This is a genomic window from Pseudomonas iridis (genome assembly GCF_017980685.1).
GTDB classification, from domain to species: Bacteria; Pseudomonadota; Gammaproteobacteria; order Pseudomonadales; family Pseudomonadaceae; genus Aquipseudomonas; species Aquipseudomonas iridis.
In genome coordinates, this window is record NZ_JACXXO010000010.1 from 166,588 (window position 1) to 179,362 (window position 12,775).

Here is a 12,775-nt window from a genome sequence, read left to right on the forward strand (position 1 = left end):
GGAATGTTCATGGACACCAAATTGCTCGACATCCTCGCGTGCCCTATCTGCAAAGGCCCGCTCAAGCTCAGCGCCGACAAGACCGAACTGATCAGCAAGGGCGCCGGCCTGGCGTACCCGATCCGTGACGGCATCCCGGTCATGCTCGAAAGTGAAGCCCGCACCCTGACCACCGATGAGCGTCTGGATAAATGACCACTGCCTTCACCGTTGTCATTCCGTCGCGTTACGCTTCGACCCGGCTGCCGGGTAAACCGCTGCTGGACATTGCCGGCAAGCCGATGATCCAGCACGTCTGGGAACAGGCGAGCAAAAGCAGCGCCACTCGTGTGGTAGTGGCAACCGACGATGCGCGCATCGTCGAGGCCTGCAAAAGCTTTGGCGCCGAAGTGGTGCTGACCCGTGAAGATCACAACTCCGGCACCGATCGTCTGGCCGAAGTCGCGGCGAAACTGGGCCTTGAGCCTGACGCAATCGTGGTCAATGTGCAGGGCGACGAGCCGCTGATTCCGCCAAGCGTGATCGATCAGGTCGCCGCCAATCTTGCGGCCCACACCGAAGCGCGCATGGCCACGCTGGCCGAGCCGATCGAAGACGTGCAAACCCTGTTCAACCCGAACGTGGTCAAGGTCGTCAGCGACCTCAATGGTCTGGCGCTGACCTTCAGCCGTGCAACCTTGCCGTGGGCGCGCGATGCGTTTGCCAAGAGCCGCGAGCAATTGCCTGATGGCGTACCGTATCGTCGCCACATCGGCATTTATGCCTACCGCGCCGGATTCCTTCAGGACTTCGTCAGTTGGGGGCCGTGCTGGCTGGAAAACACTGAATCGCTGGAGCAACTGCGTGCCCTGTGGCACGGCGTGCGGATTCATGTCGCCGACGCGCTGATCGCGCCGCCGACCGGTGTCGACACCGTCGAAGACCTTGAGCGCGTTCGTCGCCTGCTGGAGGCTTGATGCGGGTTTTGTTTGTGTGCCTGGGCAACATTTGCCGTTCGCCCACGGCCGAAGGCGTGTTGCGCCGCAAACTGCGTGAAGCAGGGCTGGCAGGTCAGGTCGAAGTGGCCTCCGCTGGCACCGGTGACTGGCACGTCGGCAATCCGCCGGACAAACGCAGCCAGGCCGCGGCCAAAGTGCGCGGTTATGATCTGTCGGCGCAACGCGCGCAGCAAGTCAGCCGTGCCGATTTCGCCAGTTACGATTTGATCCTGGCCATGGACAACAGCAACCTGCGCAACCTCAAGGCTCTGCAACCGTCCACTGGCAAGGCCGAGCTGGATCTGTTCCTGCGTCGTTATGCCGGTGTCGTCGATGAAGTGCCGGATCCCTATTACGACGGCGACCAGGGTTTCGAGCAGGTGCTGGATCTGATCGAAGCGGCCTGTGACCAACTGCTGATCGAAGTAAAGGGCCGGTTATGAGTTTGCTGGTGCAACCCCGGGTTTCCCTGAAACCGTTCAACAGTTTTGGCGTGGACGTTCACGCGCAGCTGTTCGCCGAAGCCCGCTGCGACGCCGATGTCCGCGAAGCGCTGGCGTATGCCGAGTCTCACGATGTGCCTCTGCTGGTAATCGGTGGTGGCAGCAACTTGCTGCTGACCGCTGACATTGCGGCGCTGGTGCTGCGCATGGCCACGCGCGGTATCCGCGTGATCAGCGATGACGGCAGTCGCGTGGTGATCGAAGCCGAAGCGGGCGAGCCGTGGCATCCCTTTGTGCAGCACACTTTGGCGCAGGGTTTATCCGGGCTGGAAAATCTCAGCCTGATCCCCGGCACCGTTGGCGCTGCGCCGATGCAAAACATCGGTGCCTACGGCGTCGAGATCAAGGATGTGTTCGCCGGACTCACCGCGCTGGATCGCCACACTGGCGAACTGCGCGATTTCAGCCTCGAAGAATGCAACTTTGCCTACCGTGACAGCGTGTTCAAGCAGCAGCCGGGGCGTTGGCTGATCCTGCGGGTACGCTTCAAGCTCGACCGCGCTGCACATCTGCATCTGGAATACGGCCCGGTACGTCAGCGCCTGACCGAGCAGGGCATCGAGCAACCGACGCCCAGCGACGTCAGCCGGGCAATTTGCAGTATTCGCAGCGAAAAACTCCCGGACCCGGCAGTGCTCGGCAATGCCGGCAGCTTTTTCAAGAATCCGTTGGTGCCGGCAGCGCTGGTGGCGCAGATCAAGACGCAGCATCCGGATCTGGTGGCCTACGCCCAACCGGACGGGCAGATGAAACTCGCCGCCGGTTGGCTGATCGAACGTGCCGGCTGGAAAGGTTTCCGTGAGGCCGATGCCGGCGTGCATAAGTTGCAGGCGCTGGTGCTGGTCAACTACGGCGCGGCGACCGGCCTGCAGTTGCTCGACTTGGCGCAGCGTATCCAGAAAGACATTAGCGAACGTTTCAATGTCGAACTGGAAATGGAGCCCAATCGGTATTGAGGCAGCTACAAGCTATAAGCTATAAGCGGCAAGCTACACTGCGTCATGAGTGCCAAACCGCTTTTTCTTGCAGCTTGTAGCTTATAGCTAGCAACTTTGCAGATGTAGCTAAAAGCTCGCAACTGAAAAGCCCTGTCTCAGCAGGGCTTTTTTGTTAATCCTGGGTTAACTTAGCGAGCTAACGATACCGTTCATTTGCTCCACCAAAGGCCCGGTGCAGACCTTCCCGTCGGCACAAGAGAGCCCATTAGCCTGAGTCGATCTGCGCGAAACCACCGCTGACTTTCCGGCGGCAGATTGCTCGACCCCATAACCTCCAAAAATATGCGGGCGTGCCCATGATTACCCTGAAACTCAATGGCCAAGACCATTCACTCGATGTCACCGAAGACATGCCGCTGTTGTGGGCGATTCGTGATGTCGCCGGTTACAACGGCACCAAATTCGGTTGCGGCATGGGCCTTTGCGGCGCTTGCACCATTCATATCGATGGTTTGCCGGCGCGCAGTTGCATCACGCCGATCGGCTCGGTAGTCGGCCAGAACGTCACCACTATCGACAACCTGCACGCCGACCCTGTCGGGCAAGTCGTCCAGCAAGCCTGGCTCGACAGCGCCGTGGCCCAGTGCGGTTTTTGTCAGGGCGGGCAGATCATGTCGGCCACCGCTTTGCTCAAAACCAATCCAAACCCGAGCGACGAGCAGATCGAAGAGGCCATGGTCGGCAACATTTGCCGCTGCGGCACCTATAACCGGATCAAAACCGCGATTCGCCAGGCTTCCACCCACCTGAAGGAGGCCAAGGCATGAGTCGCCTGCCGAATGATTTCGCCCTGAGCAATCTCAGTCGCCGTGGCTTCCTTAAAGGCGCAACCGCCACCGGAGCATTGGTGCTGGCGGCGAGTTGGGGGTGGCAGGATGCGTTGGCCGAAGACAAGCCGAAGCAGTTCGGTGCCGATGGCATGCCCAACGGCTGGATCGACGATCCGAAGGTCTACGTCAGCATCGCCACCGACGGCACGGTGACTGTTGTGTGTAACCGTTCCGAGATGGGCCAGGGCGTACGCACCAGCCTGACCATGGTTGTCGCCGACGAACTGGAAGCTGATTGGGCGCACGTCAAAGTGCAGCAGGCGCCGGGCGATGAAGTGCGTTTCGGCAATCAGGACACTGATGGTTCGCGCAGCATGCGTCACTGGTACGAGCCGATGCGTCGTTGCGGCGCGGCAGCCCGTACGATGCTTGAGCAAGCGGCGGCTGCGCAGTGGAAAGTGCCGGTGGGCGAATGCCATGCGCAATTGCATAAAGTCATTCACAAGCCGTCCGGGCGTGAGCTGGGTTATGGCGAGCTCGCCGCTGCGGCCAGTGCGTTGGCGGTACCGGCGCGCGACAGTCTGCGCCTCAAGCAGCCGTCAGAATTTCGCTACATCGGCAAGGAAGGCACCAAAGCCATCGACGGTGACGACATCGTCAAAGGCCGCGCGGTATACGGCGCAGACGTGCATTTCGACGGCATGCTGTACGCGACCATCGCCCGTCCGGCGGTGTACGGCGGCAAGGTCAAATCCGTGGATGACAGCGCGGCGCTGAAAGTGCCCGGCGTGATAAAAGTCATGCAGATCGAAGGCCGTCCACTGCCTTCGGAGTTTCAACCGTTGGGCGGTGTTGCCGTGGTTGCCAGCAACACCTGGGCGGCAATCAAGGGCCGCGAGGCGCTGAAGATCGAGTGGGACGATGGCCCGAACGCCAGTTACGACTCGATCGCTTATCGCAAGGAACTGGAAGCCGCGTCGCTGAAGCCCGGCAAAGTGGTGCGCAACACCGGCGATATCGACAAGGCGCTGAGCAGTGCTGCCAGCAGCCTGGAAGCTTCTTATTATTTGCCGCATCTGGCGCAGGCGCCGATGGAGCCGATGGTGGCCATCGCCCGTTTCAACGACGGCATTTGCGAGGCATGGGCGCCGAGCCAGGCACCGCAGGTGACGCGTGAACGCATCGCTGAGCGACTGGGGCTGCCATTCGATAACGTCACCGTCAATGTGACGCTGCTGGGTGGCGGTTTCGGGCGCAAATCGAAACCGGACTTCGTCATTGAAGCGGCGATTCTCGCCAAGGAGTTTCCTGGCAAGGCCGTGCGGGTGCAGTGGACGCGCGAGGACGACGTGCACAACTCGTATTTCCATACCGTGTCCGCCGAATACCTGAAGGCGGGCGTGGGCAAGGACGGCATGCCCTCCGGCTGGTTGCATCGCACCGTGGCGCCGAGCATCACCGCGCTGTTTGCGCCGGGCATGAACCACGAAGCCGCGTTCGAACTGGGCATGGGCTTCACCAACATGGCCTACGCCATTCCCAATGTGCGTCTGGAAAACCCGGAAGCGAGGGTGCACACACGGGTCGGCTGGTATCGCTCGGTGTCGAACATTCCTCATGGTTTCGCGATCCAGAGTTTCGTCGATGAACTGGCGCACAAGGCCGGTGTGGATCCGCTCAAATATCAGATCAAGCTGCTTGGCCCGGACCGGCAGATCGATCCACGCACCTTGAGCGAAGAGTGGAACTACGGCGAATCCCCTGAGCGTTATCCGATCGACACCGGTCGTATGCGCGCCGTGCTGGAAACCGCGGCCAAGGCAGCCGGTTGGGGTCGTCAACTGCCAAAGGGTCGTGGCCTGGGGCTGGCGGTGCATTACAGCTTCGTCACTTACGTGGCGGCGGTGATCGAAGTCGAGGTCAAGGACGATGGCACGCTGATCGTGCACAAGGCTGACATCGCCGTGGATTGCGGGCCGCAGATCAATCCTGAACGCATTCGCTCGCAGTTTGAGGGCGCATGCGTGATGGGCCTGGGCAACGCCGTGCTGGGTGAAATCAGTTTCAAGGACGGCAAGGTTCAGCAGGACAATTTCCATATGTACGAAGTGGCGCGCATGTCGCTGGCGCCGAAGGAAGTTGCCGTGCATCTGGTCACGCCACCGGGCGATGTGCCGTTGGGCGGCGTCGGTGAGCCGGGCGTACCGCCGATTGCGCCGGCACTGTGCAATGCGATCTTCGCCGCTACCGGCAAACGCATCCGCAACCTGCCGGTGCGTTATCAGTTGCAGGGCTGGCAGAAGGCAGAGGCCTGATGGACAGCGTGGATCTGAATGTCCTGCGCAGCGTGCTCGAATGGCGCCGCGCCGGCCAGCGGGTGGTGCTGTTCAGTGTGGTGCAGACCTGGGGCACCGCGCCTCGGTCGCCCGGCGCCATGCTCGCCTTGCGTGAGGATGGCGTGGTAATTGGCTCGGTGTCCGGCGGCTGCGTCGAGGATGACTTGATCGCCCGGCTGCACGACGGGCGCATTGCCACTGACGGGCCACCGGTGCAACTGATCACCTATGGCGTCACGCGTGAAGAGGCGGCGCGGTTCGGCTTGCCGTGTGGCGGCACGTTGCGCCTGACAGAAGAGCGGGTCGGCGACCCGGCGTGGGTCGCCGAACTGCTTGCGCGATGTGAAGCCCACGAGATCGTTGCCCGTGAGTTGAACATTGAAACGGGTGAAGTGGTGTTGACGCCCGCGAGCAAATCCGACGCGCTGGCGTTCGATGGCAAGACCCTGCGCGCGATTTACGGCCCGCGCTGGCGTCTGCTGTTGATCGGCGCCGGTCAGTTGTCGCGGTATGTGGCGGACATGGCGCGACTGCTGGATTTCGAGGTGCTGATCTGCGATCCGCGCACCGAGTTCGTCTACGGCTGGGAAGAACAGCATGGTCGTTTCGTTCCGGGTATGCCGGATGATGCGGTGCTGAACATCCAGACCGACGAGCGCACGGCGATTGTCGCGCTGACCCACGATCCGCGGCTGGACGACATGGCGTTGCTCACCGCGCTCGATTCGCCGGCCTTTTATGTCGGAGCACTGGGTTCGAGGGTCAACAGTCAGAAACGCCGGGAGAATCTCGCTCAGCTAGGCTTGTCAGTAGACGCGATCAAGCGTTTGCACGGGCCGATCGGTCTGCACATTGGCAGTCACTCGCCGGCGGAAATTGCCTTGTCCTTGCTCGCGGAGATCGTGGCGATCAAGAACGGGGTGGAGTTGAAACAAAAGAAGTCAGTGGAGGGCGCATGAGTCATTCCATCGCAGTGATCGTGTTGGCAGCAGGCGAGGGCAGCCGCTTTCGCCACGTGGCGGGCGCGGACAAGGACAAGTTGCTGGCCGATTGCGCTGGTCGTGATGGCGCCGTGCGTTCGGTGATCGAGCACGTGCTGGTGAACCTGCCGGCCAGTCTCGACAAGCGCGTGCTGGTGACGACTGAAGCGCGACCGCAGGCGATGCGCATGGCGCAGGCTTATGGCTGTGAAGTGGTCTCGATCGAGTCGACCGGCATGGGCGACAGCATTGCCGCAGGCGTGGCGGCGTGTCCGGATGTTGATGGCTGGCTGATCGTGCTGGGAGATATGCCGTTTATCTTGCCGTCGAGTATCGAGCGGGTGGTGGCGGCGATGGTGGACGATGCGGTGAGTGTGCCGGTGCAGGATGGCGAGTTTGGGCATCCTGTGGGGTTTGGACGTTCGTTTGGCTCGGGATTGCTGGCGTTGAGCGGTGATCGCGGAGCCCGGCCCTTGTTCAAGCAGGGAAGGGTGGTGGAAGTGTTGGTGGATGATCCAGGGGTGTTGTGGGATATCGACGTTCCTGAAGCTCTGGTATTCAAGTAACAGCAAAGTCAAAAGATCGCATAAAAAAGCCCCGCCTGATTGCTCAGGCGGGGCTTTTTAGTGGCTTACGGAATCAGACGAGTGGTTTAGGCTCGTGTTCTTTTTCCTGGGCCTCTTCGTGTTGCTGTGCTGCGTCCTGAACGGAGCGTGGCGCTTCAGCGATCACCGATTCAACCGTAGCTTCTTCGGCAGTCGGGGCAGAAGCTGCCTCAACCACTTCAGCAACCACTGGCTCGGCAACAACCGGAGCAGAAGCTGCTGCCAGCTCGGCTTCCTTCGCCAGACGCTCTTCTTCACGCTTGCGACGACGCACTTCACGCGGGTCGTTCGGCGCGCGGCCGCTTGGCGTCAGCGCGCTGACCGGAGCAGTTTCAACCACTGGGGCTGGTGCTTCGGCAATCACTGGAGCCTCGACGACTGGGGCTTCAACGATTGGCGCTGGAGCCGGTTCGGCAACCTTGGCTTCTTCAACCACTGGCGCTTCGTATGCAGGCGCTGGTGTTTCAGCGGCGGCAGGCTCAGCTACCCAGTTGAATGCAGTCTGCTCTTCGCGAACTTCACGCACGGTTTCGGTCACGGTTTCAGCGACGGTTTCGACAACCGGCTCTGCAGCGACGACTGGCGCCTCGACGACTACCGCAGGTTCGGCGGCAGGTTCAGCAAACGCTTCAAACTGAGCCTGGGTTTCGCGAACCGGTGCTACTTCAACTTCCGGAGCTGCTGTCACTTCCACTGGAGTGGTGGCTTCAACAACCGGTGCTTCTACTGGAGCAGTTTCCAGAGTAGCCGCGGTGGCGCGTTCGGCTTGCTCGTGAGCTTGTGCTTCAGCCGGAGCGCTGATCACGCTGCCGGCAACCGCGGTAGTCACGGCCAGGCCAGCGGCCAGATCGGCAGTGCTTGGGCCTTCAGCGTTTTCGTCGGACTCGGACTCTTCCGAACCTTCGATCACGTTGCCATTGGCATCACGCTGACGCTCACGACGGTTGCTGCGACGACGCTGACCGCGGGAGCGACGACGTGGGCGATCGCCTTCGGCGCTCTCCGAACCGTCTTCCGGCAGTTGCTCTTCGTTACTGATGACTTCTTCTTCATCGGCAACGGCAGCAGCGGCCTGCTCGGCGCGCGGTTGACGTTCTTCACGAGGTGGACGCGGTGCGCGCTCTTCACGTGGCTGGCGGGCCGGACGCTCTTCAGCGGTCACGGCAGCGGCTGCGGCTACAGCTGGAGCGGCATCCAGTGGCTCGCGCAGTTCACGAACACGTTCTTCACGCTCGCCACGTGGCTTGCGATCTTCACGTGGAGCGCGTGGTGCACGCTCTTCACGCGGGGCGCGTGGTGCGCGTTCTTCGCGGGCGGCTGGCGCTTCGGTGCGGGCTTCACGAGGCTCGCGAACTTCACGGGCTTCACGAGGCTGACGCTCTTCACGCGGCTCACGTGGGGCGCGCTCTTCACGCGGTGCACGTTCTTCGCGCGGCTTGCGTTCTTCATCGCGGCGACCGTTACGGTTGCGGCTCTGCTGGCGACCGTTGCGACGCTCTTCGTTACGGGCCGGGCGTTCGGTGGCCGGTTTTTCAACCACCACCGGAGCGGCTGGCTCTTCCTTGGTAGCGAACAGGCTGACCAGCGACTTCACCAGACCTTTGAACAGGCTTGGTTCTGGTATGGCCGCTGGAGCAGGCGCTGGTGCGGCAGGTGCTGCGACTTCGGTCGGAACCGGAGCGTTGGCGCGAGCCGGAGCAGTCTTGACCGCGGCTTCCTGGCGAACCAGGGTGCGGGTCGCAGCGGCTGGCTGGACTTCTTCGACTTCGGCAGCGGCCGCAGCGATTTCGTAGCTGGACTGGTTGGTCGCGGCTTCCGGGCTGTCATCACGCAGACGCTGAACTTCGAAGTGCGGCGTTTCGAGGTGATCGTTCGGCAGAATGATGATGCGGGCACGGGTGCGCAGTTCGATCTTGGTGATCGAGTTGCGTTTTTCGTTGAGCAGGAACGCAGCAACCGGGATCGGCACCTGGGCGCGGACTTCGGCGGTGCGGTCTTTCAGTGCTTCTTCTTCGATCAGGCGCAGGATCGCCAGCGACAGCGATTCAACGTCGCGGATGATGCCGGTGCCGTTGCAACGCGGGCAAACGATGCCGCTGCTTTCGCCCAGCGATGGACGCAGGCGCTGACGGGACATTTCCAGCAGGCCGAAGCGCGAGATACGGCCGATCTGCACGCGAGCGCGGTCGGCTTCCAGGCATTCGCGGACTTTCTCTTCCACGGCGCGCTGGTTCTTGGCTGGGGTCATGTCGATGAAGTCGATGACGATCAGGCCGCCGATGTCGCGCAGGCGCAACTGACGGGCGATTTCTTCAGCCGCTTCAAGGTTGGTCTGCAGGGCGGTTTCTTCGATGTCGCTGCCTTTGGTGGCGCGGGCCGAGTTGATGTCGATGGACACCAGGGCTTCGGTCGGATCGATAACGATGGAGCCGCCGGAAGGCAGTTCGACGACGCGCTGGAAAGCGGTCTCGATCTGGCTTTCGATCTGGAAACGGTTGAACAGCGGAACGCTGTCTTCGTACAGCTTGATCTTGCTGGCGTACTGCGGCATCACCTGGCGGATGAAGGTCAGGGCTTCGTCCTGGGCTTCAACGCTGTCGATCAGCACTTCGCCGATGTCCTGGCGCAAGTAATCGCGGATGGCGCGGATGATCACGTTGCTTTCCTGGTAGATCAGGAATGGCGCGGCGCGATCCAGCGAGGCTTCTTTGATGGCGGTCCAGAGTTGCAGCAGGTAATCGAGGTCCCACTGCATTTCTTCGCTGCTGCGGCCAAGGCCTGCAGTGCGCACGATCAGGCCCATGTCGGCTGGAGCAACCAGACCGTTCAGCGCTTCACGCAGTTCGTTGCGCTCTTCGCCTTCGATGCGACGGGAAATACCGCCGGCACGCGGGTTGTTCGGCATCAGTACGAGGTAACGACCGGCCAGGCTGATGAAGGTGGTCAGGGCTGCGCCCTTGTTGCCACGTTCTTCTTTCTCGACCTGAACGATGACTTCCTGGCCTTCGCTCAGGACGTCCTTGATGTTGACGCGGCCTTCAGGGGCTTTCTTGAAGTATTCGCGGGAGATTTCTTTGAGGGGCAGGAAGCCGTGGCGCTCAGAGCCGAAGTCGACAAAGGCAGCCTCAAGGCTTGGTTCGATGCGAGTGATCTTGCCTTTATAGATATTGGCTTTTTTCTGCTCGCGTGCACCGGATTCGATGTCCAGGTCGTAGAGGCGTTGACCATCTACCAGTGCAACACGCAACTCTTCGGGTTGAGTTGCGTTAATCAGCATTCTTTTCATGTAGTACCGTCGGTTTCCGGGCTGCCGGAAACGGCGTTCGGCACACACGACTTCTCACGGTCGGTGTCAGGTGCGTCGGGAGTGGTTGGCCATTCCCGTGTCTAGCGATTGCGGCCAATTGGGCCGAGACCGCGACGTACGCGTCCTGCTTGCTGTGGCTACTTAAGCACTCAGTCAGGAGGAGGAATCAACCAGCGGCTGTGGACGAGATGAAGCGTCTTGATAAAGCCTAATGCTACACAGTCCAGCGGTTGTGCATCTCCACCCTACACGTATCCCTGATAATTCGGGTGCTGCCGCGCGCAGAATCCGCAACGGGTTGGCATTTACCGTGAGCTCCGAAAGGGGAGGTCACGCATCATGGCTAATTTAGGCGTTGTTTCCGAAGCCTTCGCTCGGGGTCATTCACAGCTGACTGCACTTTGTGAACTGGCCTTGAATGTTTGCCTGCCAGGCGAGTAAAAACTCTGCTCGGCGGTGTGATTCAGGCCTTATGTCACCTGCGCTTGTTACAACTGCAAACTCCACCGTTACGTAGCGAAAGCCCCGTAGGACGGCCTCGCGTCCTGGTGAATTGCGTTGGTCAGGGCCGGTTTTTGACCGTGGTGCCGCTGTCCAGGCCGCTTTTGGCGGCGTTCGCGACTATAGCAGCAATGATTAAGTGCTTCAAATCCATAAAAATTGTTATCATCCGCGCCATGACAACTACTGCCCCTTCGACTCCAGGCGTTCAACTGCTTGAAGTCTCGCCGGAGTATGCCGGCCAACGAATCGACAATTTTCTCCTCGCCAGGCTCAAAGGTGTGCCCAAGACCTTGATTTACCGCATTTTGCGCAAAGGCGAAGTGCGTGTGAACAAAGGTCGGATCAAACCCGAATACAAGCTGCAGGCCGGTGATGTCGTGCGCGTGCCGCCCGTTCGCGTGCCTGAGCGTGACGAGCCGGTGCCTCTGGCCCAGGGCCTGTTGCAGCGCCTGGAAGCCTCGATTGTCTTCGAAGACAAAGCCCTGATCGTGATCAACAAGCCTGCGGGCATTGCGGTTCACGGTGGCAGCGGCTTGAACTTCGGTGTGATCGAAGCCTTTCGTCAGTTGCGTCCGGATACCAAAGAGCTGGAGCTGGTTCACCGTCTCGACCGCGACACTTCCGGCCTGCTGATGATTGCCAAGAAGCGCAGCATGCTCCGTCATTTACACGAGCAGTTGCGCGGTGATGGCATCGACAAGCGCTACATGGCGCTTGTGCGCGGCAATTGGGCGACCTCGATCAAGAAAATCAGCGCACCATTGCTCAAGAGCAACTTGCGTTCCGGCGAGCGCATGGTTGAAGTCAATGACGAGGGCAAAGAAGCCCTGACCCTGTTCAAGGTGCTGCGCCGCTTTGGCGACTTCGCGACCATGGTCGAAGCCAAGCCTGTGACCGGTCGTACTCACCAGATTCGCGTTCACACCCTGCACGCCGGGCATTGCATTGCTGGCGACAGCAAGTATGGCGACGAGGGTTTCACCAAGGAAATCCGCGATCTGGGCGGCAAGCGTCTGTTCCTGCATGCTTACATGCTGACCGTGCCGCTGCCGGATGGCGGCAAGCTGAACTTGCAGGCGCCGGTCGATGAAATGTGGGCCAAGACCGTGGAGCGATTGAGTGCGCCCATCTGATTACAAACTGCTGATTTTCGATTGGGACGGCACGCTGGCCGATTCCATTCATCGGATCGTCGAGGCCATGCATTCGGCGTCCGGGCGCTCCGGTTTCGAATTGCGTGATGATTTTTCCGTCAAAGGCATCATCGGTCTTGGCTTGCCCGAGGCGATCCGCACCTTGTATCCCGAAATCAGCGACGCCGAAATGACCTTGTTTCGTGAGTATTACGCTGATCACTACATTGCGGCAGAGGCTGTGCCTTCGCCGCTGTTTGAGGGGGTCGTTGAATCGATGACGTCCTTTCGTGAGCAGGGTTATCACCTGGCTGTTGCGACCGGCAAGAATCGGCGCGGACTGGATCGGGTGCTCAAGGCTAATGGCTGGGAAGAGTATTTCGACATTACCCGCGCGGCCGATGAAACTGCGAGCAAGCCGCACCCTCTGATGCTGGAGCAGATACTTGCTCATTGCGGTGTGCGTGCCGAACAGGCGCTGATGGTCGGGGATTCATCCTTCGATCTGCTGATGGCGCGTAACGCGGGGATAGATTCGGTAGCGGTCAGTTATGGCGCGCAATCGATCGAATCGTTGCAACAGTTCGAGCCGCGTCTGTCGATAGACCGTTTTTCCGAATTGCATGCCTGGCTGGCGCAGCAGGCTTAATACGTTTTTGCTG

11 protein-coding genes are annotated in these 12,775 nt (G+C 60.7%); 10 read left to right on the top strand and 1 reads right to left on the bottom strand.

All coding sequences use genetic code 11. From position 1 onward, the window contains the following. Window positions 1-9 precede the first annotated feature (9 nt). The 8 genes from IEQ42_RS17815 to IEQ42_RS17850 all read left to right on the top strand — a co-directional run bounded on the left by IEQ42_RS17815 (window position 10) and on the right by IEQ42_RS17850 (window position 7,130). Window positions 10-195: a Trm112 family protein gene (locus IEQ42_RS17815; RefSeq protein WP_003174668.1), complete on the top strand. Its 186-nt coding sequence runs from the start codon at window positions 10-12 to the stop codon at window positions 193-195. Continuing rightward, a complete protein-coding gene (kdsB, locus tag IEQ42_RS17820) occupies window positions 192-956 on the top strand; it encodes a 3-deoxy-manno-octulosonate cytidylyltransferase (protein ID WP_210704379.1) in 765 nt (254 codons plus the stop codon). The genes IEQ42_RS17815 and kdsB overlap by 4 nt, the downstream gene beginning before the upstream one ends. Further along, complete coding sequence (locus IEQ42_RS17825; RefSeq protein ID WP_210704380.1) at window positions 956-1,420, top strand: low molecular weight protein-tyrosine-phosphatase; 465 nt, start codon at window positions 956-958, stop codon at window positions 1,418-1,420. Before kdsB ends, IEQ42_RS17825 begins: the two co-directional genes overlap by 1 nt. Then, the gene (gene murB, locus IEQ42_RS17830; protein ID WP_210704382.1) at window positions 1,417-2,436 is read left to right on the top strand and encodes a UDP-N-acetylmuramate dehydrogenase; all 1,020 of its coding nucleotides are present in this window, start codon (window positions 1,417-1,419) and stop codon (window positions 2,434-2,436) included. Before IEQ42_RS17825 ends, murB begins: the two co-directional genes overlap by 4 nt. 338 nt (window positions 2,437-2,774) lie before the next feature. Then, complete coding sequence (locus IEQ42_RS17835) at window positions 2,775-3,245, top strand: (2Fe-2S)-binding protein (protein ID WP_034155364.1); 471 nt, start codon at window positions 2,775-2,777, stop codon at window positions 3,243-3,245. Beyond that, complete coding sequence (locus tag IEQ42_RS17840; RefSeq protein ID WP_210704383.1) at window positions 3,242-5,563, top strand: xanthine dehydrogenase family protein molybdopterin-binding subunit; 2,322 nt, start codon at window positions 3,242-3,244, stop codon at window positions 5,561-5,563. The genes IEQ42_RS17835 and IEQ42_RS17840 overlap by 4 nt, the downstream gene beginning before the upstream one ends. After that, window positions 5,563-6,543, top strand: a complete 981-nt coding sequence (locus tag IEQ42_RS17845) for an XdhC family protein (protein WP_210704384.1) — start codon at window positions 5,563-5,565, stop codon at window positions 6,541-6,543. Before IEQ42_RS17840 ends, IEQ42_RS17845 begins: the two co-directional genes overlap by 1 nt. Further along, a complete protein-coding gene (locus IEQ42_RS17850; protein WP_210704386.1) occupies window positions 6,540-7,130 on the top strand; it encodes a nucleotidyltransferase family protein in 591 nt (196 codons plus the stop codon). Before IEQ42_RS17845 ends, IEQ42_RS17850 begins: the two co-directional genes overlap by 4 nt. Before the next feature lie 73 nt (window positions 7,131-7,203). Here the strand turns inward: IEQ42_RS17850 and rne are convergent, their stop codons facing one another. Then, the gene (rne, locus tag IEQ42_RS17855; RefSeq protein ID WP_210704388.1) at window positions 7,204-10,455 is read right to left on the bottom strand and encodes a ribonuclease E; all 3,252 of its coding nucleotides are present in this window, start codon (window positions 10,453-10,455) and stop codon (window positions 7,204-7,206) included. A 698-nt stretch (window positions 10,456-11,153) separates the two neighbouring features. Between rne and rluC the strand changes: the two genes are divergently transcribed. Together rluC and IEQ42_RS17865 are read left to right on the top strand one after the other, a co-directional pair. Then, on the top strand, window positions 11,154-12,113 hold the full coding sequence (gene rluC, locus IEQ42_RS17860) for a 23S rRNA pseudouridine(955/2504/2580) synthase RluC (protein WP_210704390.1): 960 nt from the start codon (window positions 11,154-11,156) through the stop codon (window positions 12,111-12,113). Continuing rightward, window positions 12,100-12,762 carry an HAD-IA family hydrolase gene (locus tag IEQ42_RS17865; RefSeq protein ID WP_210704391.1) on the top strand — a complete coding sequence of 221 codons (663 nt, stop codon included), beginning with the start codon at window positions 12,100-12,102 and terminating at the stop codon, window positions 12,760-12,762. The genes rluC and IEQ42_RS17865 overlap by 14 nt, the downstream gene beginning before the upstream one ends. Window positions 12,763-12,775: the final 13 nt, after the last annotated feature.

Coding starts and splice junctions, on each gene's coding strand:
- kdsB (WP_210704379.1), top strand. CDS start 192: ATGACCACTGCCTTCACCGTTGTCATTCCGTCGCGTTACGCTTCGACC.
- murB (WP_210704382.1), top strand. CDS start 1,417: ATGAGTTTGCTGGTGCAACCCCGGGTTTCCCTGAAACCGTTCAACAGT.
- IEQ42_RS17850 (WP_210704386.1), top strand. CDS start 6,540: ATGAGTCATTCCATCGCAGTGATCGTGTTGGCAGCAGGCGAGGGCAGC.
- IEQ42_RS17845 (WP_210704384.1), top strand. CDS start 5,563: ATGGACAGCGTGGATCTGAATGTCCTGCGCAGCGTGCTCGAATGGCGC.
- IEQ42_RS17825 (WP_210704380.1), top strand. CDS start 956: ATGCGGGTTTTGTTTGTGTGCCTGGGCAACATTTGCCGTTCGCCCACG.
- rluC (WP_210704390.1), top strand. CDS start 11,154: ATGACAACTACTGCCCCTTCGACTCCAGGCGTTCAACTGCTTGAAGTC.
- IEQ42_RS17840 (WP_210704383.1), top strand. CDS start 3,242: ATGAGTCGCCTGCCGAATGATTTCGCCCTGAGCAATCTCAGTCGCCGT.
- IEQ42_RS17835 (WP_034155364.1), top strand. CDS start 2,775: ATGATTACCCTGAAACTCAATGGCCAAGACCATTCACTCGATGTCACC.
- rne (WP_210704388.1), bottom strand. CDS start 10,455: ATGAAAAGAATGCTGATTAACGCAACTCAACCCGAAGAGTTGCGTGTT.
- IEQ42_RS17815 (WP_003174668.1), top strand. CDS start 10: ATGGACACCAAATTGCTCGACATCCTCGCGTGCCCTATCTGCAAAGGC.